This window comes from Microbacterium paraoxydans (assembly GCF_020524545.1).
Taxonomy (GTDB): Bacteria; Actinomycetota; Actinomycetes; order Actinomycetales; family Microbacteriaceae; genus Microbacterium; species Microbacterium paraoxydans_C.
On record NZ_JAIVLG010000006.1, the window covers coordinates 269915 to 292855 of the forward strand.

At 68.8% G+C, this 22941-nt stretch carries 20 protein-coding genes and 1 pseudogene; 12 read left to right on the forward strand and 9 right to left on the reverse strand.

Annotated elements, in window-relative coordinates; genetic code table 11:
• Positions 1-52: 52 nt before the first annotated feature.
• From LC041_RS13915 to LC041_RS13940, 6 genes are all read left to right on the forward strand, one after another.
• Positions 53-256: a cold-shock protein gene (locus LC041_RS13915; protein WP_226533686.1), complete on the forward strand. Its 204-nt coding sequence runs from the start codon at positions 53-55 to the stop codon at positions 254-256.
• 237 nt (positions 257-493) lie between these two features.
• A complete protein-coding gene (locus LC041_RS13920; protein WP_226533687.1) occupies positions 494-1519 on the forward strand; it encodes an iron-siderophore ABC transporter substrate-binding protein in 1026 nt (341 codons plus the stop codon).
• A 33-nt stretch (positions 1520-1552) separates the two neighbouring features.
• Positions 1553-2596 (forward strand): FecCD family ABC transporter permease, encoded by a 1044-nt coding sequence (locus tag LC041_RS13925; RefSeq protein WP_226533688.1) that lies wholly within the window; start codon positions 1553-1555, stop codon positions 2594-2596.
• Complete coding sequence (locus LC041_RS13930) at positions 2593-3675, forward strand: FecCD family ABC transporter permease (RefSeq protein WP_226533689.1); 1083 nt, start codon at positions 2593-2595, stop codon at positions 3673-3675. The genes LC041_RS13925 and LC041_RS13930 overlap by 4 nt, the downstream gene beginning before the upstream one ends.
• Positions 3672-4472 (forward strand): ABC transporter ATP-binding protein, encoded by an 801-nt coding sequence (locus LC041_RS13935; RefSeq protein WP_226533690.1) that lies wholly within the window; start codon positions 3672-3674, stop codon positions 4470-4472. The genes LC041_RS13930 and LC041_RS13935 overlap by 4 nt, the downstream gene beginning before the upstream one ends.
• Complete coding sequence (locus LC041_RS13940) at positions 4462-5424, forward strand: siderophore-interacting protein (RefSeq protein WP_226533691.1); 963 nt, start codon at positions 4462-4464, stop codon at positions 5422-5424. The genes LC041_RS13935 and LC041_RS13940 overlap by 11 nt, the downstream gene beginning before the upstream one ends.
• A gap of 181 nt (positions 5425-5605) precedes the next feature.
• Here the strand turns inward: LC041_RS13940 and LC041_RS13945 are convergent, their stop codons facing one another.
• Positions 5606-6448, reverse strand: a complete 843-nt coding sequence (locus LC041_RS13945) for an alpha/beta fold hydrolase (protein WP_226533692.1) — start codon at positions 6446-6448, stop codon at positions 5606-5608.
• Between the two features lie 96 nt (positions 6449-6544).
• Between LC041_RS13945 and LC041_RS13950 the strand changes: the two genes are divergently transcribed.
• Positions 6545-7111: a TetR/AcrR family transcriptional regulator gene (locus tag LC041_RS13950; protein WP_226533693.1), complete on the forward strand. Its 567-nt coding sequence runs from the start codon at positions 6545-6547 to the stop codon at positions 7109-7111.
• A gap of 148 nt (positions 7112-7259) precedes the next feature.
• A pseudogene (locus LC041_RS17450) lies at positions 7260-7652 on the forward strand (tryptophan-rich sensory protein); the annotation flags it as partial.
• A 447-nt stretch (positions 7653-8099) separates the two neighbouring features.
• Here LC041_RS17450 and LC041_RS13960 read toward each other — a convergent pair.
• The 6 genes from LC041_RS13960 to LC041_RS13985 all read right to left on the reverse strand — a co-directional run bounded on the left by LC041_RS13960 (position 8100) and on the right by LC041_RS13985 (position 16092).
• Complete coding sequence (locus LC041_RS13960) at positions 8100-8771, reverse strand: response regulator (protein ID WP_226533695.1); 672 nt, start codon at positions 8769-8771, stop codon at positions 8100-8102.
• Positions 8768-11329: an ATP-binding protein gene (locus LC041_RS13965; RefSeq protein ID WP_226533696.1), complete on the reverse strand. Its 2562-nt coding sequence runs from the start codon at positions 11327-11329 to the stop codon at positions 8768-8770. Before LC041_RS13965 ends, LC041_RS13960 begins: the two co-directional genes overlap by 4 nt.
• Positions 11326-11928: a potassium-transporting ATPase subunit KdpC gene (gene kdpC / locus LC041_RS13970; protein WP_226533697.1), complete on the reverse strand. Its 603-nt coding sequence runs from the start codon at positions 11926-11928 to the stop codon at positions 11326-11328. Before kdpC ends, LC041_RS13965 begins: the two co-directional genes overlap by 4 nt.
• 116 nt (positions 11929-12044) lie before the next feature.
• On the reverse strand, positions 12045-14321 hold the full coding sequence (kdpB, locus tag LC041_RS13975) for a potassium-transporting ATPase subunit KdpB (protein ID WP_226533698.1): 2277 nt from the start codon (positions 14319-14321) through the stop codon (positions 12045-12047).
• Between the two features lie 2 nt (positions 14322-14323).
• The gene (gene kdpA / locus LC041_RS13980; RefSeq protein ID WP_226533699.1) at positions 14324-16003 is read right to left on the reverse strand and encodes a potassium-transporting ATPase subunit KdpA; all 1680 of its coding nucleotides are present in this window, start codon (positions 16001-16003) and stop codon (positions 14324-14326) included.
• On the reverse strand, positions 16003-16092 hold the full coding sequence (locus tag LC041_RS13985; RefSeq protein ID WP_226533700.1) for a potassium-transporting ATPase subunit F: 90 nt from the start codon (positions 16090-16092) through the stop codon (positions 16003-16005). The genes kdpA and LC041_RS13985 overlap by 1 nt, the downstream gene beginning before the upstream one ends.
• Before the next feature lie 306 nt (positions 16093-16398).
• Between LC041_RS13985 and LC041_RS13990 the strand changes: the two genes are divergently transcribed.
• From LC041_RS13990 to LC041_RS14005, 4 genes are all read left to right on the forward strand, one after another.
• Entirely contained in the window at positions 16399-16692 is a 294-nt protein-coding gene (locus LC041_RS13990; RefSeq protein ID WP_226533701.1) for a hypothetical protein, read from the forward strand.
• Entirely contained in the window at positions 16689-18338 is a 1650-nt protein-coding gene (locus LC041_RS13995) for a hypothetical protein (RefSeq protein ID WP_226533702.1), read from the forward strand. Before LC041_RS13990 ends, LC041_RS13995 begins: the two co-directional genes overlap by 4 nt.
• On the forward strand, positions 18335-18853 hold the full coding sequence (locus LC041_RS14000; RefSeq protein WP_226533703.1) for a hypothetical protein: 519 nt from the start codon (positions 18335-18337) through the stop codon (positions 18851-18853). Before LC041_RS13995 ends, LC041_RS14000 begins: the two co-directional genes overlap by 4 nt.
• 62 nt (positions 18854-18915) lie before the next feature.
• Positions 18916-20094, forward strand: a complete 1179-nt coding sequence (locus LC041_RS14005) for an SLC13 family permease (RefSeq protein ID WP_226533704.1) — start codon at positions 18916-18918, stop codon at positions 20092-20094.
• On the opposite strand, the gene LC041_RS14010 is transcribed toward LC041_RS14005, so the two are convergent.
• Both LC041_RS14010 and LC041_RS14015 read right to left on the reverse strand, forming a co-directional pair.
• Complete coding sequence (locus LC041_RS14010) at positions 20091-20693, reverse strand: GNAT family N-acetyltransferase (protein ID WP_226533705.1); 603 nt, start codon at positions 20691-20693, stop codon at positions 20091-20093. The two genes, LC041_RS14005 and LC041_RS14010, sit on opposite strands and share 4 nt — an antisense overlap.
• Before the next feature lie 114 nt (positions 20694-20807).
• The gene (locus LC041_RS14015) at positions 20808-22919 is read right to left on the reverse strand and encodes an APC family permease (protein ID WP_264189376.1); all 2112 of its coding nucleotides are present in this window, start codon (positions 22917-22919) and stop codon (positions 20808-20810) included.
• Positions 22920-22941 lie beyond the last annotated feature (22 nt).

Sequence of the window (22941 nt, forward strand, 5' to 3'; positions counted from 1 at the left end):
CCGACTCGGCGTAGGCCGTGCAAACGGCCAAGTCAACAGAAAGTAGAAACACATGGCCACTGGCACTGTGAAATGGTTCAACGCGGAAAAGGGCTTCGGCTTCATCGCTCCCGATGACGGCTCGGACGACCTCTTCGCCCACTACTCGGCTATCGCCGGCTCCGGTTTCAAGGAGCTCCGCGAGAACCAGAAGGTCGAATTCGACGCTGAGCGTGGCCCCAAGGGCATGCAGGCGGCGAACATCCGCTCTCTCTGAGCGCGCGCTGACTTCCTGAAACCGGCCGGATCCTCACGGATCCGGCCGGTTTTTTCGTTCCCGGGAGCTTTCGAATCGCGCAACTGGCTCCTTCCGGGCCGAAAAGGCGACCAGTTGCGCGATTCGAATCCCGATCGGGAGTGAGGTAGCCCTAACCTCCGTGTTAGATTAGGCGAGGCTTACCAATGCCGGGCGCGGCCTGCGCCACACTCCCACCCCGAATCGAAGGGAACGCCTGTGCGCACCTCCCGTCTCCTCGCCCTCGGCGCCGCCGCTGTGCTCGCCGTCGGCCTCTCCGCCTGCGCCTCCTCCGCCCCGGAGTCGACGTCCTCCGCCGGCGGCAACCCCGCGTCCGACGACGCCTTCCCCGTCACGATCGAACACGTCTACGGCGAGACCACGATCACCGAGAAGCCCGAGCGGGTCGCGACCGTGGCCTGGGCGAATCACGAGGTTCCGTTGGCTCTCGGCATCGTGCCGGTCGGCATGAGCAAGGCCACGTGGGGAGACGACGACGACAACGGCGTGCTGCCCTGGGTCGAGGAGAAGCTCGAGGAGATGGGGGCCGAGACGCCGGTCCTCTTCGACGAGACCGACGGCATCGACTACGAGGCCGTGGCCGACACCGAGCCCGACGTGATCCTCGCCTCCTACTCCGGACTCACCCAGGAGGAGTACGACACCCTGTCCAAGATCGCGCCCGTCGTCGCCTACCCGGACGTGGCCTGGGGCACCTCGGTCGATGACATGATCGAGATGAACTCGAAGGCTCTGGGGCTCGAAGACGAAGGCAAGGCCCTGGTCGAGCAGCTGGATGCTGACGCACAGGAGGCACTCGAGGCGAACAGCGTGCTGAAGGACAAGAAGGTCCTCTTCTCGTACATCGATCCGACCGACCTCAGCCAGATCGGCTACTACACGGCCATCGACACGCGCCCCGGGTACCTCCACGACCTCGGACTGCCGTTCCCCTCGATCGTGGAGGAGAACAAGGACAGCGACCAGTTCTACCTCACGGTCAGCGCGGAAGAGGCGCAGAAGTTCGACGACGTCGACCTGTTCATCACCTACGGCGATGAGACGATCATCCCGCTCCTGCAGGCCGACCCGCTGCTGTCGAAGATCCCGGCCATCGCCGAGGGCCGCATCGCTGTGCTGCCGGATGCCACCCCCATCGCAGCGTCCGCCAACCCGTCGCCGCTGTCCATCCCGTGGGGCCTCACCGACTACCTCGCGCTCCTGGCGGCACCGCTCGCTCCGTAGTCGTCCGATCCGCTGCAGCGGAATGAGCATTCAGTGACCTCAGCGACCGTCATCGCACCGGGCGCCGCAGACCTGCGGCGCCCGGTACTGGTGCGAACCCTGTGGCTCCTGGTCGGGGTGGTCGTGCTCCTGGTGCTCAGCATCATGTCGGTCTCGTTCGGCGTGCGCGCGGTCACGTTCGACGACATCGTCGCCGCTCTCACCGGTCACTCCGACACGATCGCCGAGGCCGCGATCGTCAAGCGCATCCCCCGCACGGTCCTCGCGCTCCTCGTCGGCGCGGCACTCGCCCTCTCCGGCGCCACGATGCAGGCGGTCACGCGGAATCCCATCGCCGACCCCGGCATCCTCGGCGTCTCGAACGGCGCGTCGCTCGCGGTCGTCTGCGGCATCGCCTTCTTCGGTCTCGCCGATCCCTACGGACAGATGGCCTTCGCGATCGTGGGAGCCGGTGTCGCCGCCGTCTTCGTGTACACGGTCGGCTCCCTCGGGCGCGGAGGCGCGACGCCGCTCAAGCTCGCACTCGCGGGCGCCGCCACCTCGGCCGCCTTCGCGTCGCTGATCAGCGCGATCATGCTGCCGCGCGTCGACCTGCTGCAGACGTTCCAGTCGTGGCAGATCGGCGGTGTCGGCGGGGCGGAGTGGCCGCGCATCGCGATCACCGCTCCCGTCCTCGCGCTCGGCGCCCTGATCTGCTTCCTGAGCGCGCGCGGGATGAACTCCCTCGCGCTCGGCGACGACATGGCGAAGGGGCTCGGCGAACATGTGCTCCGCACCCGGATGCTATCGGCGCTGGGCGCGGTGATCCTCGCCGGTGCCGCGACGGCGATCGCCGGACCCATCGGATTCGTGGGACTCGTCGTCCCGCACATGTGCCGACTGCTGGTCGGCACCGACCACCGCTGGCTCCTCCCGTTCTCGGCCATCGCCGGCGCTGCGCTCCTCACGGCGAGCGACATCGTCGGTCGCGTGATCGCGCCCTCCTCCGAGGAGATCCAGGTGGGCATCATCACCGCGATCCTCGGGGCCCCGTTCTTCATCTGGATCGTCCGTCGGCAGAAGGTGCGTGAGCTGTGACCACGACCGAGCACACGGAGCACACCCTCGCCCGCGACGAGGAGTCCGCGTCAGCACGGATCGCCCGGATCGTCGCGGGGCGTCGCTCGCGCCATCGCCGGCATGCGATCGCCACGATCGTCCTCGCAGTCCTGGTCTTCGCCCTCTTCGCGGTCGCGCTGATGGTGGGCAACACGTTCTACACGCCGGACGAGGTGATCCGTGTGATCCTCGGTCAGAGCGTGCCCGGCGCGTCTTTCACCGTCGGCGATCTGCGTTTGCCGCGGGCGGTGCTGGCTATCCTGACCGGCGTCGCCTTCGGCATGGCGGGCGTCTGCTTCCAGACGATGCTGCGCAACCCTCTCGCCTCGCCCGACATCATCGGCATCTCCAACGGGGCCGGCGCCGCGGCCGTGTTCGGGATCATCGTGCTGTCGGTCAACGGCCCGGTCGTCTCCGTGCTCGCGCTCGCCGGTGCGGTCCTCACGGCCCTGGCGATCTACCTGCTCTCGATCAAGGGCGGTTTCGCCGGCACCCGCCTGATCCTGATCGGCATCGGGGTCGCCGCGATGCTGCAGAGCGTCATCTCGTACCTGCTGTCCCGCGCGGCGAACTGGGACATCCAGACCGCGATGCAGTGGCTCACGGGGAGCTTGAACAACGCGTCGTGGGAGCGGGTGCTGCCGATGGCGATCGCCGCGGCGATCATCGTGCCCCTGATGCTGTCGCAGGGCCGCGCGCTCGGCGTTCTCCGGCTCGGCGATGACTCGGCAGCGGGGCTCGGCGTACGGGTGGACGTCACGCGCCTGCTGCTCATCCTCGGTGCTGTCGCGCTGCTCGCGTTCGCGACTGCGGCCACCGGCCCCATCGCGTTCGTCGCCTTCATGGCCGGACCCATCGCCGCCCGGATCACCGGTCCCGGCGCCAACCTGCTCCTGCCGTCGGCCTTCGTCGGCGCCGTGCTCGTGCTCGGCGGCGACCTCATCGGCCAGTTCGCCTTCGGCACCCGTTACCCCGTCGGCGTCATCACCGGCGTGATCGGTGCGCCCTACCTGATCTATCTGCTCATCCGCACCAACCGCTCCGGGGGTTCGCTATGACCGTCTCGCACAGCCTGTCGGCCGAGGGGGTGACGCTCGCGTACGGCGACCGCACCGTCATCGACGGACTCGACCTCCAGATCGCTCCCGGACGCATCACCGCGATCGTCGGCGCGAACGGCTGCGGCAAGTCGACGCTGCTGCGCTCGCTGGCCCGCCTCCTCTCGCCGAGCGACGGCCAGATCGTGCTCGACGGCGCCTCCGTGCATTCGCGTCCCACCAAAGAGGTCGCGCGGATCCTCGGGCTGCTGCCGCAGTCGCCCATCGCGCCCGAGGGGATCGCGGTCGCCGACCTGGTCGGGCGGGGCCGACACCCGCACCAGAAGATGCTCGCGCGATGGAGCGCGCACGATTACGAGGTCGTGGCGGATGCGCTCGATGCGACGGGCATCTCCGATCTCGCCGACCGCAGCGTGGACGAGCTCTCGGGGGGACAGCGGCAGCGCGTCTGGATCGCGATGGCGCTCGCGCAGGAGACCGACATCCTGCTGCTGGACGAGCCGACCACGTTCCTCGACGTCGCGCATCAGGTCGAGGTGCTCGACCTGCTGACCGACCTGAGCGTGTCACGCGGCACGACCATCGTCATGGTGCTGCACGACCTCAACCTGGCGGCGCGCTATGCCGATGAACTGGTCGCGATGAAGGACGGCAGGGTGCACGCGGCGGGCACCCCGCAGGAGGTCGTCACCGCCGAACTCGTCGAAGAGGTCTTCGGCCTCGCCAATCAGATCACCATCGACCCGGTCTCCGGCACGCCGATGGTCACACCCATCGGGAGGCATCATGTCCGCTGAGACGACCACGACCGAGCGTCCGACCTACATCCTCACCCGCGCCGAGGTGCGCGCCGTCGTCCGGGTCTCGCCCTCGTTCGTGCGGGTGACCTTCGGCGGGGACGACCTGTACGAGTTCGGGACCCCGGGCGAGGTGTTCGACAGCCGGATCAAGCTGGTCTTCCCTCCGGCCACCGGGGTGCTGCCCGACCTCGACCGCGCGTCGGACAACTGGTGGCAGGCGTTCCTCGCGGTGCCGGAGGAGGAGCGCGGCTCGATGCGCACCTACTCCGTGCGAGACCTCCGGGTCGATGACGAGACCGGGACCGAGGTGGACGTCGACTTCGTGCTGCACCTCGAACCGGGGCTGACCGGCCCCGCATCACTGTGGGCGGATCAGGCAGCGGTCGGGCAGGAGCTGTACCTCGTCGGACCGCGTCGCGGCCTCGGCGTCGATGCGCACGGTGGTGCCGAGTTCGACCCCGGTCGCGCTCCTTCGGTCGTGCTCGCCGGGGATGAGACGGCGGCCCCGGCCATCGCCCGCATTCTGGAGGACGCTCCTCACGACCTGCGCGGTGTCGCCTTCGTCGAGGTGCCGACCCCGGCCGACGTCCTGCGCATCGATGCGCCCACCGGCGTCGAGGTGCACTGGCTGCCGCGCGACGCCGGCGAGCCGCATGGCGCGCACCTGATCCCCGCGGTGCTCCGCCACCTGGGCGACGCCGACGCCTCGGGCGAGATCCGGGTGAAGGACATCGACGGCGAGGACCTGCTGTGGGAGACGCCCGACTACTCCGGTCTCGGGGAGGAGATCGCCGCGACCGATGCCCCGGCCGAGCGCTACTTCTGGATCGCAGGGGAGAGCGGAGTGGTCACCACCCTGCGCCGGCACCTCGTGAAGGACCTGGGCATCGACCGCGGACAGGTGGCCTTCATGGGCTACTGGCGCCGCGGCGTCGCCATGCGCGGCTGAGCCTCCTGCCCCCCCCCTCCTCCTGCTGCCCCCTCCTCCTCCTGCCCCTTCCTGCCCCCTCCTGCCAAAACGGAGACGACCCGAGCATCCGCCGGCGTGTCGTGTGTCGACGCGCCGCCCGGGTACCGGGTCGTCTCCGTTTTGGGCTGCCTGCCGGGGAACGGACGGCTGGCGGGAAGGGCTACTTCGAGAGGAAGTCCGTCAGTGCGGTGTTGACCTCGTCGGCGTGGGTCCAGAGCAGTCCGTGCGGGGCGCCCTCGACCTCGACGTAGTCGGCATCCGGCACCGCCTGGTGGAAGCGGCGCCCGGTCGCGTCGATCGGGAGGATGTTGTCCTTCGTGCCGTGCAGGATCAGCGTGGGCAGGCCGGCGGCACGCACGGCCTCGACGTCGCCGCGGAAGTCCTCGATCCAGGTCGGCACCACGGCGTAGGCGGCCACCGGGGCGCTGCCGACCGCGACGTTCCAGCTGCCGGTGACGGCCTGCTCGCTGATGCGCGAGCCCAGGTTCTCATCGAGGTTGTAGAAGTTCGAGAAGAAGTCGGTGAACCACGCGAAGCGGTCGCCCTTGGCTGCGGCCTCGATCCCGTCGAAGACCTCCTGCGGCACGCCCTCGGGGTTGTCGGGCCGCTCCACCAGGAAGGGCTCGAGCGAGGCGAGGAAGGCGAGCTTCGCGATGCGCTCCTGTCCATGACGGGCGACGTAACGGGCCAGCTCACCGGTGCCCATCGAGAAACCGACGAGCACGACGTCGCGCAGATCGAGTGTCTCGAGCACCGCGTGCAGGTCGGCCGCGAACGTGTCGTAGTCGTACCCCGTGCCGACCTTCGAGGACTGGCCGAAGCCGCGTCGGTCGTACGTGATCACGCGGTAGCCCTGGGCGAGCAGCTCGCGGGTCTGGCGCTCCCAGCTGTGACCGTCGAGCGGATACCCGTGGATCAGGACGACGGGCTGACCCGATCCCTGGTCTTCGTAGTAGAGCTCGATCGGGGTGCTGTTCTCATTTCCGACGGTGATGTAGCCCATGATCCGGGTCCTTTCGGTTGAGGTGAGAACGGTCGTTCTCGCTCGATGCGTTCAATCTAGAGAACGTTCGTTCTCATGTCAAGTAGACTTCTGGACATGACCGAAGATGAGGCCCGCGAGCGCATCCTCGCCGCTGCGGAGGAGCTTTACTACCGCAAGGGGTACGCGGCGGTGGGCATGGATGAGCTGCGCGCCGCGGCCGGCGTGTCGCTGCGCCGCCTCTACGCGCTGTTCCCTGCGAAGACCGACATCGTCAGCGCCGTCCTCGCCCGGAAGCACGCCCAGTGGGAGTCCGGACTGTCGGGAGCCGTGACGGATGCCGGCGACGATCCGCGGATGCGTCTCCTCGCCGTCTACGGGTACCTCGAGAACTGGTTCTGTGCCGACGACTTCCGCGGCTGCGCGTTCATCAACGCGTTCGGCGAGCTCGGGGGCACGAACTCCGAGGTCGCAGAGATCGTGCGAGCGCACAAGGCGTCGTTCCAGGAGTACATGGCGGCCCTGGTCGCCGACACGGGTGCCCCTGCGGCGCTCGCCGCGCAGCTGTCGATCCTCGCCGAAGGGGCACAGAGCACGGCGGCGATCTCGAAGGACCCGTCAGTGGCGGTGCAGGCGCGTGGTGCCGCGGAGGTCCTGATCGACGCAGCCTTCGCCCGGGTCTGAGCGACACTTTCCCTAACCTGGTTAGCGAAACCGCTGTGCGGTGTCAACCCCGATGCGAGACCGCTCACCGCTCCGTAGCGTCGCGACCATGGAATCACGCACGAAGGGTATCGGTCGTCAGTCGTTGATCATCGCGGCTGCGACGTTCATGCTGATCGCGGCCACTGTCGGAGCGGGAGCTTTCGGCGGGGCATCCGTCGACGACCTGCAGGACGGAGCCCTCTCCGCGCAGGGCTCCTTTCTCGCGCCCGCGGGACCGGCGTTCTCGATCTGGTCGCTGATCTACCTCGGACTGATCGCCTACACGGTGTGGCAGGCGTTCCCGGCGCAGCGACAGGATCCCCGTCAGCAGGCGGTCGGTGGATGGATCGCGGCGTCGATGGTGCTCAACGGCCTGTGGCTGGTGACGGCGAGATATCTCACCCTGTGGCTCACCGTCGTCGTGATCGCACTGCTGCTCGTCGTGCTCGCCCGGGTGATCGTGCTGCTCGGCCGCTTCCCGGCGCGGACCGTCGCAGATCGCCTCCTCAGCGACGGTGCGAACGGTCTGCACTTCGGGTGGGTCACGATCGCGACCGTCGCGAACACCGCGGCCTGGCTCACGCAGCTCGCGCCGCAGGACTGGGCGCAGGCGGCGGATGCCTGGGCCATCGGTGTGCTCGCCGTCGTGCTGGTGATCGGCGCAGCGACCGCGTGGGCCACCGGCCGGATCGCCCCCGCCCTCGCCACCGCGTGGGGGGCTGGCCTGGCTCGCGGTCGGACGCCTCACCGGGGAGCCCGAGAGCACTCCGACCGCCGTCGCGGCGATCATCGTGGCCGTGCTGCTCGTGATCACCGGGGTCGTGGCGGTCCTGCGCCGGAGGAGCGCGGTGCACAACTCCGCAGAATCTGCGCGCTGAGCACAGCGTGGGCTGGTTCCAGGTCGACTTCGGGCAGTTTTCGAGGAGTTGTGCACAGCCATCCGTCGCACCCCGGCGCGGGAGACGGTTCAGAGCACGAGCCGGTAGCCCATCCCCGCCTCGGTGAGCAGGTGCTGCGGCGCGCCCGGCTCGCGTTCGAGCTTCTTGCGCAGCTGCGACATGTACAACCGCAGATAGCCGGAGTCGGAGACCTGCTCACTGCCCCAGATCTCCTTCAACAGGTCCTGCCGGGTGACCAGGGCGCCCGGATGCCGCGACAGGTGCTCCAGCATCCGCCACTCGGTCGGGGTCAGGTGCACGCGCGTCCCGGAGCGGGTGACGGTCTTCGTGGCCAGGTCGACGACGACCTCGCCGAAGGCCACCACGGACTCCCCGTTCGTGGATGCCGATCGGCGGGACAGGGCGCGCAACCGGGCGAGCAGCTCATCGACCTGGAACGGCTTCGTGACGAAGTCGTCGGCGCCCGCATCGAGCGCCTCCACCTTGTCGGCCGAGCCGGTGCGTCCGGACACCACGATGATCGGCACGTTCGTCCACCCTCGCAGCGCCTGGATCACCTCGATGCCGTCGAGCCGGGGCATCCCGAGATCGAGCATGATCAGATCGGGGTGCGACTGCGCCGCGGCGGCGATCGCGGCCGCACCGTCACCAGCCACGACGACCTCGTAGCCGTGAGCCGCCAGAGTGATCCGCAACGCCCGCACCATCTGCGGGTCGTCGTCGGCGATGAGGAGCTTCACTCCATCCCCTCCGTGTCGGGAAGCCCTGCGCCGAGCGGCAGGGAGATGACCATGGTGAGACCTCCGCCGGGGGTGTCCTCCGGAGTCAGGGTACCGCCCATGCCTTCGGTGAACCCGCGGGACAGCGCGAGCCCGAGTCCGAGGCCCGTCGTGTTGTCGGTGTCCCCGAAGCGCTGGAACGGCTGGAAGATGCGGTCGCGCCGCTCCGGCGTGATACCTGCTCCGCGGTCGATCACGCGGATCTCGGCGCGGTCTCCGATCGTGCTGGTCGAGATGATCACACGGCTGCCTTCCGGAGCATGACGATGCGCGTTCGCGAGCACGTTCACCAGCACGCGCTGCAGCAGCACGGGGTCGGCGAACACCGGCGGCAGGTCAGGGTCGAGGGCGAACTCGACATCCGCCGGCCCCAATCCGAGTTCGTCGACGGCTGCGAGCACGGTGCCGGCAGCATCCATCCGAGAAGAGGAGACCGCGAGCACCCCGGCCTGCACGCGGCTCACGTCGAGCAGATCGGTGACCAGCGTCGACAGCGTCGCGAGGCTCTCGTCGGCGGTGGCGAGCAGTTCCTCGCGATCGGCCTCCGACAGCCCCTGCGCACCACGCAGGCCGCCGATCGCCGCGACCGCCGAGGCCAGCGGTCGCCGGAGATCGTGGCTCACGGCCGACAGCAGAGCGCTGCGGACCTGGTCGGTCTCGGCCAGGGCCTCGGCCTCGCTGGCGGTGGCACGCAGGTCGGTGTGCTCGATCGCGGCGGAGAGCTGCGCGACGATCGCATCGAGCAGTCGCCGCTCCGGTCCGGCCAGAGGGTCGCCGTTGAGCTCCAGCAGCGCACGCGGGCCTCCGCCGGGCCCGAAGCCGATCGGCAGGGTGGTGGCGCGGCCGTCGGCCACCGGCTCTCCGTCGCTCGCCAGCACCTCGCCGTCGGGGGCGAGTACCCGCACCCCGCTGAGCCCGAACGCCTCGCGGGTGCGGCTGACCAGCGCCAGCACGGCGTTGTCTCCGCGGAGCACGTTGCCGGCGACGACGGCGAGCAGTTCGGCTTCGGCGGCGGCGCGCTGCGCGGTGCGGGCACGACGGGCGGCCTGATCGACGATGAGGCTCACCAGGATCGCGATGAGCACGTAGAGGGCCAGCGCGAGCACGTGCAGCGGGTGGGCGATCGTGATGGTGAACAGCGGGGCGACGAAGAGGAAGTCGAGCGTGATCCCGGAGAGCACCGCGGCGAACACGGCGGGACGGATGCCGCCGATCAGGGCGACCACCACGACGAGCAGCTGATATGCGAGCACCTCGGCGGTGATCGACTCGGGGCTGCGGACACTGAACATCGCCCAGGACAGAAGAGGCCCGAACACGAGCGCGACGCCGAAGCCGAGAAGCTGTCGCCGCCAGCCCAGGGCTCCGCCGGTGATGCGCGGCAGAGCCATGCGACCTCCGGCAGCCGCGTGCGTGACGATGTGGACGTCGATGTCGCCGGATCGGCGGATGACTTCTGATCCGATGCCGGGACCGGTGAGCGCGGCGGTGAGTCGACCGCGTCGGCTGACGCCGATCACCAGCTGGGTCGCATCCGCTCCCTGAGCGAACTCGACCAGGGTGGAGGGGATGTCGTCGCCGACGACCTGGTGATAGCTGCCGCCGAGGGACTCCACGAGAAGGCGCTGGGCGGCGAGAGCTCCCGGCGTCTCGTTGCGTAGGCCGTCCTGTGCCGACACGTGCACGGCCAGCAGCTCGCCGCCCGCCGAGCGTGCGGCGATCCGCGCCCCGCGCCGCAGCAGGGTCTCGCCCTCCGGCCCGCCGGTGAGTGCGACGACGACGCGCTCCCTGGCCTGCCAGTTGCCCTCGATCCCCTGTTCGGCGCGATAGGTGCGCAGGGCGCTGTCGACCTCGTCGGCGAGCCAGAGCAGGGCCAGCTCGCGCAGCGCGGTCAGGTTTCCCAGTCGGAAGTAGTTCGACAGGGCGGCGTCGATCCGCTCGGCCGGGTAGACCAGCCCGGCGGAGAGGCGATCGCGCAGTGATTGCGGCGCGAGGTCGACGACTTCGATCTCATCCGCGGCCCGGACGACGGCATCCGGGATCGTCTCCTGCTGCGCGATGCCGGTGATCTTCTCGACCACGGCGTTGAGCGATTCGATGTGCTGCACATTGACGGTGGTGACGACGTCGATGCCGGCGTCCAGCAGATCGTCGACGTCCTGCCAGCGCTTCGGATGCCTCGAGCCCGGGATGTTGGTGTGCGCGAGTTCGTCGACCAGGGCGATCTCCGGGGCGCGCGCGAGCACGCCCTCGAGGTCGAGTTCGGTGAGGCCGACGCCGCGGTGCTCATCGACTCGACGCGGCACCTCCGGCAGTCCGACGGTCTGCGCCCGGGTGGCGGCGCGATCGTGGGTCTCGACGATCGCGATGACCACGTCACGGCCCTCTTCGCGCAGCCGGCGGCCTTCGGCGAGCATCTCGAACGTCTTCCCGACGCCGGGGGCAGCGCCCAGGAGCACGCGCAGGCGACCGCGTCTCGACTGCTCCGGAGCCGGACGCTGTGTCCGCTCTGCGCTCACTCGCCCTCCCGGTCGTCCAACGCGAGATTCAGCTCGGCGACGTTGATGCGCTCCTCGCCGAGGAATCCCAGATCCCGCCCTTGAATCCTAGACTCCACGAGGTCTCGCACCTGCTGCTCCGAGAGCCCGCGAGCCTCGGCCACCCGCCGCGCCTGCAGGAGTGCGTACGCGACGCTGATGTGCGGATCGAGTCCCGACCCGGATGCGGTCACCGCGTCGGCTGGGATCTCGGAGGGCTCGACGCCTTCCCGGTCGGCGATCACCGCTGTGCGTTCGGCGATGGCCGTGACCAGATCCGGGTTCTCGGGGCCGAGGTTGCTGCCGCTCGATGCCGCCCCGTCGTAGCCGACTCCGGCCGCGGACGGGCGGGACTGGAAGTACTCCGGCAGGGCCTCGCCGTCGGCATCGGTGAACGGCTGGCCGATCAGCGCGCTGCCCTTGCCGTCGGGGAGGAGCGAACCGTTCGCCTGCCCGGGGAGCGCGAGGTGGCCGATCCCCGTCACGAGCAGTGTGTAGCCGACTCCGAGTAGGAGGGTGAGGACGAGCATCGCGCGGAGGGCGACACCGGTGGTGCGGGCCGTGGTGCGGATGGCGGACATGTCTGGGTGGTTCCCTTTCGTTCATTCTTGTGGCCGACACGCCAGATGTCGGACCGACCGGGGTCATGCGTCCGACATCTGGCGTGTCGGCGGACGGGAGAGCGAGCCGGGTCGACTCAGAAGCCCGGGATGAGACTGACCACGAGGTCGATGAGCTTGATGCCGAGGAACGGTGTGATCACGCCGCCGAGGCCGAAGACGAGCAGGTTGCGCTGCAGGATCTGCGAGGCGCTCGCCGGACGGTACTTCACCCCCCGCAGCGCCAACGGGATCAGGAACACGATCACGATGGCGTTGAAGATGATCGCGCTCGTGACCGCCGAGGCCGGCGAGTGCAACTGCATGATGTTGAGTGCAGCAAGTCCGGGGAAGACGCCCATGAACATCGCGGGGATGATGGCGAAGTACTTGGCGATGTCGTTCGCGAGTGAGAACGTGGTCAACGCGCCGCGGGTGATGAGCAGCTGCTTGCCGATGCGGACGATGTCGATCAGCTTGGTCGGATCCGAGTCGAGGTCGACCATGTTGCCGGCCTCCTTCGCGGCCGAGGTGCCGGTGTTCATCGCCACTCCGACGTCGGCCTGCGCGAGAGCCGGGGCATCGTTCGTGCCGTCGCCGGTCATCGCGACCAGTCGGCCTCCCTCCTGCTCACGACGGATGAGGGCCAGCTTGTCCTCCGGCGTGGCCTCGGCGAGGAAGTCGTCCACCCCGGCCTCCGCCGCGATCGCCTGTGCCGTCAGCGGGTTGTCGCCTGTGATCATGACCGTGCGGATGCCCATGGCCCGCAGCTCGTCGAAGCGCTCACGCAGGCCGTCCTTCACGATGTCCTTGAGGTGCACGACCCCGAGGAGGCGCGCGCCTTCCGCCTCCCCGTGCCCGGACGCCTGTCGGGAGTTCGCCCGGGCGTCGGTCAGTTCTGCGGCGTGTCCTCCGTCATCCGTGCGTTCTCCCGACAGGTGTGCAGCGGCGTCGGCGGACGGGGCGGCGGCGGACGGGAGGGAGGGGGTCTTCACCGCGACGACGAGCGGGGTACCGCCGAGGGAGGACACCGCGTCCGTACGGATGCCGAGCTCCTCGCCTCCCGCGTCGAGAGAGAGCCAGGCGCGGACGGCGGACCCGGCACCCTTGCGGATCTGGGTGCCGTCGGCGAGATCGAGTCCGCTCATGCGGGTCTGCGCGGTGAACGGCACGACGACGGCGTCGGCCGGGGCGTCGACACGGATGCCACGGGCGGCGGCGAGTTCGACGATCGAGGCGCCTTCGGGGGTGGGGTCCGCGAGAGACGACAGAGCGGCCATGCGGAGCAGCTCGTCCCCGTCGATGCCGGGCAAGGGGAGGACATCATGGGCGCGACGGTTGCCGTAGGTGATGGTGCCGGTCTTGTCGAGGAGCAGCGTGGTGACGTCACCCGCGGCTTCGACGGCGCGGCCCGACATCGCGAGCACGTTGCGCTGCACGAGCCGGTCCATGCCCGCGATGCCGATGGCCGAGAGGAGCGCACCGATCGTGGTCGGGATGAGGCAGACCAGGAGGGCGATCAGCACCGGGATGCTGACGGGCGACGCCGCGTAGGAGGCGATCGGGTTCAGGGCGAGCACCACGACCAGGAAGATGATCGACAGGCTGGCGAGCAGGATGTTCAGCGCGATCTCGTTGGGTGTGCGCTGTCGGCTGGCGCCCTCGACGAGCGCGATCATCCGGTCGACGAAGGTCTCACCGGGCCTCGAGGTGATGCGCACCACGATCCGGTCCGACAGCACCCGGGTGCCGCCTGTCACGGCGCTGCGGTCGCCGCCGGACTCGCGGATCACCGGGGCGCTCTCGCCCGTGATGGCCGATTCGTCGACGGTCGCGATGCCCGCGATGATGTCGCCGTCGCCGGGGATCAGCTCCCCGGCGGTCACGATCACGACGTCGTCGCGCTGCAGCTCGGCGGAGGAGACCTCGACGGTCTCGACACGTTCGGCTGCCGCATCCGAAGAGAGGTCGTACCCGATGACCCGTCGAGCCATCGTGCTGGTGCGGGTCGTGCGCAGGCTCGCGGCCTGGGCCTTGCCGCGACCTTCGGCGACCGACTCGGCGACGTTCGCGAACAGCACCGTCAGCCACAGCCAGATCGCGATGCCCCAGGTGAACGCGGCGGGAACCGGGGTTCCTCCCGAGTCGGCGGGTCCGCCGAGGAACGGCTCCGCGATCGCGAGCACCGTCGCGAACGCGGCGCCCGCCCACACCAGCAGCATCACGGGGTTTCGGACGAGGGCGGCGGGGTTCAGTTTGCGCAGTGCACCGGGGAGAGCGTCGACGAGCTGCGACCAGCCGAACGAACGGGGAGGCTGCACCGCCGTGGATTCCGGAGCGTCCTGGTGTGCGGAGGGAGTGGTGAGGAGGGTCATGGTCAGACGAGTCCTTCGGCGAGCGGTCCCAGCGCGAGCACCGGGAAGTAGGTGAGTGCGGTCACGACGACCGTCACGGTGAGGAGGAGGCCGACGAACTGCGGTCTGTGGGTGGGCAGCGTGCCTGTGGTGGCAGGTACACGCTCCTGCGCCGCGAACGATCCGGCGAGGGCGAGCACGAGCACGATCGGCAGGAAGCGGCCGAGCAGGATCGCTACCCCGAGCGCGGTGTTGAACCACGGGGTGTTCGCGGTGAGTCCGGCGAACGCGGAGCCGTTGTTGTTCGCGGCTGAGGTGAACGCGTAGAGCACCTCGCTCATGCCGTGCACGCCAGGGTTCAGGATGCTGGTGGACTCGACGTCCTCGCGGATCCCGGGGATCGCGAAGCTCAGTGCGGTGCCGCCGAGGACCAGGGCGGGGACGACGAGGATGTACAGGCTCGCGAGCGTGATCTCCCGCGGCCCGATCCGCTTGCCCAGGTATTCCGGGGTGCGGCCGACCAGCAGCCCGCCGACGAACACCGCGATGATCGCGAGCACCAGCATGCCGTACAGGCCCGAGCCGACACCGCCGGGGGCGACCTCGCCGAGCATCATGTTCAGCATCGGCAACATGCCGCCCAGTGCGGTGTACGAGTCATGCATCGAGTTGACCGCGCCGGTCGAGGTGAGAGTCGTCGCGCTGCCGAACAGGGTGGAGCCCAGGATGCCGAAGCGCACTTCCTTGCCTTCCATCGCCCCGCCGGCGAGCTCGGGGGCGGTACCGCGGCCGGCGAGTTCGAGGGCGGAGAGGGCGAACAGGGAGATCAGGAAGATCGTGCCCATGACCGCGACGATCGCGTAGCCCTGGCGGGTGTCGCCGACCATGCGCCCGAACGTGCGGGGGAGCGCGAAGGGGATGATCAGGATCAGCAGTATCTCGACCAGGTTCGTGAACCCGGTCGGATTCTCGAACGGGTGCGCGGAGTTGACGTTGAAGAACCCGCCGCCGTTCGTGCCGAGGAGTTTGATCGCCTCCTGGGAGGCGACGGGCCCGCCCGGGATCGTCTGCGCCTCGCCTGACACCGTGGTGAGGTCGATGAAGCCTGTGAAGTTCTGGATCACCCCGCCCGCGAGCAGCGCCACCGCGCCGAGCAGCGCGACCGGGAGCAGGAGGCGCCCGAGCCCGCGGACGAGGTCGACCCAGAAGTTGCCGATCGTCGTCGAGCCGCGGCGCGCGAGCCCGCGGATCACCGCGATCGCGATGGCCAGCCCCACCGCCGCCGAGGCGAAGTTCTGCACCGTGAGGCCGGCGAGCTGGACCGTGTAGCCCATCGTCTGCTCGGGCGAGTAGGACTGCCAGTTGGTGTTGGCGACGAAGGACGCCGCCGTGTTGAAGGCCAGTCCTTCGGGCACCGCCGGGAGGCCGAGAGACTGGGGCAGGAAGGGCTGGAGCCGCTGCAGGCCGTACACGAGCAGCAGCCCGACCAGGGAGAACACGAGCACGCTGCGGGCGTAGGCGCGCCACGTCTGCTCGGAGGAGGGATCGACGCCGAGGAGCCGGTAGACGCCGCGCTCGACGCGCAGGTCGCGCGGCGAGGTGTACACGTGGGCGATGTAGTCGCCGACGGGGCGGTGCGCGAGCGCGAGCACGACCACGACGGCCGTGGCCTGCAGGATGCCGAACCAGATCGACGCGTCCATCAGAACCTCTCCGGTGCGACGAGCGCGACCACGAGATAGACGATGGCGGCGACGGCGAGAGAGGCCGCGAGGATCTCGAAGACGATCATGCGCGGTCCACCGCCTTGGCGACCAGGGACACGAGGGCGAACAGCGCGATAGTCAGCGCGATGTAGATGATGTCGAGCACGGATCCGATCCAAGCGTCGCAGCCTCGCCGTCTCCGCGATCCTCACGCTTCCCCTACGGTCCCGCGGCGGATGCATGCGCGTTGCTCACACCCGCCCTTCGTCGCCCCTCCCGCTCTCCGATCCCTGCGTGCGGGAGCACCAGGGTGGACCCTTCGATATATGATGTCCATATATGACTGCATAATGATCTCGTGTGGGGATGCGGGAAAGGGGAACGGAGGGGCAGTGGGGGAAGTAGAGCTCTTCTACGAGGAATTGGACGAGTCCGCGGGGGCGTGCTCGGAGGCGGCGATGCAACTGCGGTTCGACGTCTCGCGAATCAGTCCCGGCGATCCTGGAGTGGAAGCGCCGATCGGTCGTCATCAGTTGCGGACGGAACTGCACCGGTACCTGGATCAGGTGCACGAGGCAGCCTCCGTTCACGGTGATGCCGGGGGAGCCCTCGCCGCAGCTCTCTTCGCGATCGCTGCGAAGTACACCCAGCTCGACGAAGAACTCTCCGGCGAGGGAACCCCATGAGCCTCACTTCGCCGAGCCGTGGGTATCCGCTGGAGCGCATCGCCGGTGATATCGGCACGATGTCGGCGACAGTCGATCAGGTCGAGGTCGTGCTCGAGCACCTGCGCGTTCTGCGCGGTGCGTCCGGGCAGGCATCGGGATTGCCGGGGCGCGGCCAGGCGGTCACCGCTGTCCGCTCCGCCGCGCGGGACATCCTGTCGACGATCGGCCCGCACGTCGCGGTGGCGCAGACGCTGTCCACGGTGCTCACCTCCTATGCGAAAGCACACGACGAGCATGCGACGAGAGCCAACGCGCTGATCGACGAGATCGCGGCGCTGCACGCGACGCGGGAGGCACTGAGCGTTGCGTCGGATGAGGCCGGACGTGCGGCTCTCGCCGCTTCGTGGGAGGACGACCCCGTCGCCACCCAGCGAGCGGAGGACGCCGCTGCCGACCTGATCACGGAGCGTCGACGAGCGCAGGACGATCTCGACGACCTCTGGGGGCGCTACGAATTCCATTTCGGAGCGTGGGACGAGGCCTACGACGCGGCAATCCACGCGCTGTGCGGCGGCGTGGCGGTGTCGATCTCCCACGAGTCACGCGATCTGCTCGAAGACTTGCTCGCTGCGGACACTCCGCGCGACGTTCTGGTGCTGTGGTTTCTGCACCCCGGTCTGCAGGAGGAACTGATCGAGGCGCACCCCGCGATCCTCGGCGGGATGGACGGCCTTCCGGTGGCCGTGCGGGTGACAGCGAATCAGCGGTGCGCGAGCGCGTGGATCGACGCAGCTCAGGAGGAGCTCGATCAAGAGCCTGAGGGGTCGGATCGAGCCGCATTCCTGGAGAAGGAGCTCGCGTATCTTCGCCTTGTTCGCAGCGGCGACGTGCAGCTGTATCTCTACGATCGTGACTTCTCCCGAATCGTGGAGGTGATCGGCGATCTCGCGACGCCCCCCGAACGCGTGCTCACGTACGTACCCGGAACGTTCACGAGCCTGGCGGACTTCTACACCGGCAGCGTCCAGGAGATCGGGAGCGAGATGGTGAGGGCGGCGCCCGGCACGGTCGCGTTCGTGTACAAGGACGGGCTCTTCCCCGGCGAGGACCCTGACGTCGGTGGGATGAATCTGACGCGGATCGGCGAAGCGAACGACCCTGAGCGTGCGGCGGATGCCGGTCGGCAACTCGCCCGGTTCGCGTCGGGCATGCGGGTGGATCCGGCGTTGGGAGACGCCGAGCAGGATGCCTTCGGCTTCAGCTGGGGCCTTGCGAACGTGACCAGTTCCGAGGTCGCCGGGGCGGAGTTCGACAAGGTCGTTTCCCTCGCCGGGGCGGGGATGCCGCCGGAGTGGACGCCTGATCCCGACACGATCTATGCGGATCTCTCCTACCGGGATGTGCTGCAAGAAGGTCAGCATCTGGGCGTCGTGTGGGGCGGCAACAATCCGCGCTTGCATCCGGCGTTCGAGCACGGCGACTACTACACGGGTCCAGACGATGATGTCCTCGACAGAGCGGACGCAGGCAGTCTCGGTCGCCCCACAGTGAGCATTCCGCCCGACTACTTCCGGGTGTTGACGGAGAACCACAGCCTGATATCCACGGACGATCCTGCCAATGAGGATGCCCTGCGCGACATGAGAGAACTGGTGAAGAGATGACGAAGTGGGTGCGAGCCGCGAGCGCCGGGCTTGCGTTGATCATGATCGGCCTCGCAGGGTGCGCGCAGCCTGAAGGACATCACGACGAGCCGTCGAGCATGACGTGGGAGGAGGCGAAGAAGGCGACGCAGGCGCGCGAGCTGGCGATCGTGGCACTGATCCCTGCTGATCAGGTGGCCCAGGTGGATCAGCATGAGAAGGGAGGCCTGTTCAGGTGCAGTGAGTCGCAGCACCGCTGGAAAGGCATCACGAGCGTGACGCTGGCACCGGGCACCGATGCCGAGGCGGTAACCAAGTCGATGGAGGCGCGAGTAGCTGGACTCTTCGGCGACAAGGGGGCTTTCGACGTGACGAGTCGCCGCGATATCGCCGAAAAGTACGTCGCGAAAGTGGAGTCGTCGACGACGACGGAAGCGTATCTCTTCGGCGAAGGCGAGCCCGGAACCATCGTGATCGATTCCTGGTCGGCATGCTTCACGCTGCCGGAGGGCGTCTATCCTGGCGGGGACTTCTGAGAGGCCGGAGTCACAGCGTCGGTTGACATGCCGTCGCCCGCCCGTGGGCCTATGCTCGCGAGGTGGGTACCCGAGAATGGCGGATCGGAGCAGGGGCGTGGATCGTCGGCGGACTCGTCGTCGCCGCGCTCGTCTTCGTGCTCACCGAGTTCCTGCCCCAATCGGATGCCGACGCGCTGTTCGTGCGGGTCGCGCCCGTGCTGGGGTTCGTGGTCGCGATCACGATCGTCGCCGAGCTCGCCCGCGAGGCGGCTGTGTTCGACGTGGTGGCGCAGCGACTGGCGCGCTGGGGTCGTGGCCGTGTGCTCGCCCTCTGGGGTCTGGTCGTGGCGCTCGCCACCGTCAGCACCGTGTTCCTCTCGCTCGACACGACCGCCGTGATCGTCACCCCGGTCGTGATCGTGCTCGCGCAGAGCATCGGCGTCTCGCCCCTCCCGTTCGCGCTCGCGACCGTGTGGCTGGCCAACACGGCCTCCCTCGCGCTGCCGGTCTCGAACCTCACCAACCTGCTGGCGGCGTCCGCGATCGGCGAAGGGCCGTCCGCGTTCATCGCGCTGAGCTGGGCGCCGGCCCTCGCAGGCATCCTCGTGCCGGTCGCGATCCTCACTCTCCTGCATCGACGCACCGTGTTCGCTCGCTACCCGACGCCGGTGCCACGTCGCCCGGCCGATCCTCTCCTGTTCTGGAGTGCTGCCGCGATCCTCCTCGTCCTCATGCCGCTGCTGGCTCTCACGCGGGAGGTCTGGATGCCGGCAGCCCTGGCGGCCCTCGCGCTGGTCGTTCTCTTTGCGGTGCGCCGGCGCCGTGTCCTCCGGCTCGCGCGCGTGCCGTGGCGGGCGATCGCGCTCGCCGCCTCGCTGTTCGTGCTGGTCGAGGCGGCGCACGCACAGGGTCTTCTCGACTTCCTCACGGCGCAGACCGCGAACGGCGGTGCCCCCGGCGACCTGTTCCGGATGGCCGCGCTCGGTGCCGTGAGCGCCAACGCGATCAACAACCTTCCGGCGTATCTCGTGCTCGAGCCCGCCGCCGGCGATCCCGTCGCGCTGATGGCCCTGCTGATCGGCGTGAACCTCGGCCCGCTCGTCACTCCCTGGGCATCATTGGCGACGCTGCTCTGGTACCACCGCATCACCGCGTTGGGTGTCCGCCTCAGCTGGAGCCGCTTCCTGCTGTGGGGTCTCGTCGCCGCAGTGCTGACAGTCGTGGGTGCCGTCTTCGCCCTGATCCTCGTCTCGGGCTAGATGCCCCGCTCTCGCGGCCACTCCTCGGCGAGCAGTCCGTAGTTCATGCCGTCGAGCCATTCGCCGGAGCGGTGCAGTGCCGTCTTGCGGCTGAACTCCTCGCGGCGCATCCCCAGGCGTTCCATCACGCGCCAGGAGGGCTCATTCTCGGCGAAGCATCCGGCGTGCACGCGGCGCAGCCCCAGTGGTCCGAAGCACACGTCGATCACGGCGCGGATCGCCTCGGTCGCGTAACCGTGCCCGGTGTATGCGGGGTCGAGGACCCAGCCGAGTTCGGCCTCGGTGCCCTTGGCGGCGGCCTCGACCTCGGCTTGGGCCCACCCGTCGCCGATTCTCACCATGATGTCGCCGATCGGGGTCGGGGCCGCGTCTTCGGCCCCGGGCAGCAGCTCCACGAGGTACAGGGAAGCCAGCCGCTCCGGGGCGAGATATCGCGCGCGGAATGCGTCCCGTGTATCAGGGGCGGATCCGAGCCACCGATTCACCTCCGGGAGACGACGCCACTCCCACATCACATCGACGTCGGCGGGCGTGCAGGGACGCACCTGCAGTCGGGCTGTTCGCGCCGGCCACGCCCCGGGGTTTCGCGTCTCGGTCATCGCTCCACTCTAGGTTCGACCGGCGACACGATCTGACTCCCTTCGAATCGCGTGAATGGTCCCATCCGGGCGAGGGATGGAGCCGTTTGCGCGATTCGAAGGGGCCGCCGGCGACTACTCCTGCGGGGGACCGGCGGGGCGGTGCGCGCGCCGACCGCTGACGACCACCGGGCGACCGGCACGCTCCTGGCCCGGCAACGGGCGGGAGCGGCGGCCGTAGATGAGCTCCGACGAGTCGAGCAGCCAGGGCACGAGCGTGATCGACACGCCGTGCACGAGCATCAGCTGGTTGGCGAGTCGGCGGGCACGACGGTTGTGCAGGAACGACTCCCACCAGTGCCCGACGATGTACTGCGGCAGGTACACGGTCACGACCGAGGAGCCGTGCTTCTCGCGGTACTGCTTGATGAACTGCGTCACCGGCTGCGCGAACGACCGGTACGGTGACTCGACGATCACGAGCGGGATCGGCACGAGGTGGTCGGCCCACTCCTGCTGCAACTGAGCCGCATCGTCGGATGCCACGGCCACGTGCACCGCCAGAGTCTTGCCGTGCTTGGCCGCGATCGCGTAGTCGATCGCCTTGACGACGGGCTTCTGCAGCCTGTTGACGAGGACGATCGCGAGGTCGCCGGTCGCCCCGTACTTGGTCGTGTCGTCGATCGCGATCTCGTGTTCGACGTCACGGTAGTACCGCTTCACACCCAGCATCAGGAACGCCAGGACCGGGATCGCGAAGAAGACGAGGTACGCGCCGTGCGTGAACTTGGTGATCGTCACGATGACGAGCACGAGCACGGTCAGCGCGGCGCCGGTGGAGTTGATGAGGAGTCCGACCTTCGCCGAACGGCGATCCGATGCCGAGGCTCCGTCGATCCCGGATCCCGGCCGGTTCTCCTCCGGTCCGCGCAGCACGCGTCGCCAGTGCCTGACCATGCCGATCTGTCCGAGCGAGAACGACACGAACACGCCGATGATGTAGAGCTGGATGAGGGTGGTCAGCCGCGCCTGGAAGACCACGAGGACGGCGATCGCAGCGATGCCGAGCAGGATCATGCCGTTCGAGAACACCAGGCGGTCGCCACGGGTGTTGAGCGACTTGGGGGCGTATCCGTCGCGGGCCAGGACGGCGCCGAGCAGGGGGAAGCCGTTGAACGCGGTGTTCGCGGCGAGCAGCAGCACGCACGCGGTCGCGGCCTGCACGATGAAGAAGGCGATGCTGCCGCCGCCGAACGTCGCCGCGGCGATCTGCGCCATCAGGCTGGGCTGCGGCGTCGAACAGTCGAAACCGATCAGGACGCACGGGTTCTCGGCGTAGTGCACTCCGGCGATCAGCGCCAGCGCGGTCAGGCCGGCGAACAGGCAGATCGCGATCGATCCCATCAGCACGAGGGTCGACTGGGCGTTGCGCACCTTGGGAGCCCGGAATGCGGGTACGCCGTTCGACACCGCCTCGACTCCGGTGAGGGCGGAGCAACCGCTCGAGAACGCGCGGAGGATCAGCAGGATCACCGCGGCCTGGCCGAGGTTCTCGGCCTGCACGGTGAAGTCATGGCTCGATGCCACCGGCGCATCGCCGAGGAACGTCCGGATCAGCCCGGTCGCGATCATGATGCCGACCGAGCCGATGAACACGTAGGTGGGGATGGCGAAGACGAGCGACGCCTCCCGCACACCGCGCAGGTTCACGATGATGATGAGGATCACGAAGCCCACCGCGAGCTCGACGCGGAGCGGGTCGAGGCCGGGCACGGCGGAGATGATGTTGTCTACGCCCGAGGCGACCGACACGGCCACCGTCAGCACGTAGTCGACCAGGAGGGCCGCGGCGACGATCACACCGGGGATCTCGCCGAGGTTCTTCGACGCGACCTCGTAGTCCCCGCCGCCCGACGGGTAGGCCTTGATCAGCTGACGGTAGCTCAGGACGACGACGAGCAGCAGCACCACGACCGCGATCGCGACCAGCGGGGTGAAGGAGAGGAACGTGAGTCCACCGATCAACAGGATCATCACGAGTTCCTGCGGCGCGTAGGCCACCGAGCTCAGTGCATCCGACGCGAAGATCGGCAGTGCCATCCGTTTCGGGAGCAGCTGCTCATCGACCTGCTCGCTCGTCAGCGGCTCGCCGATGAGGATGCGCTTGGCGAGCGGCGGAGCTTCCGCGCCCTCCCTGTTTTCGTTTGACACGTCGGGCGACACTACGCCTCCCGGTGTCGTCCTCATGCGATCCTCACGGAATCCCTAC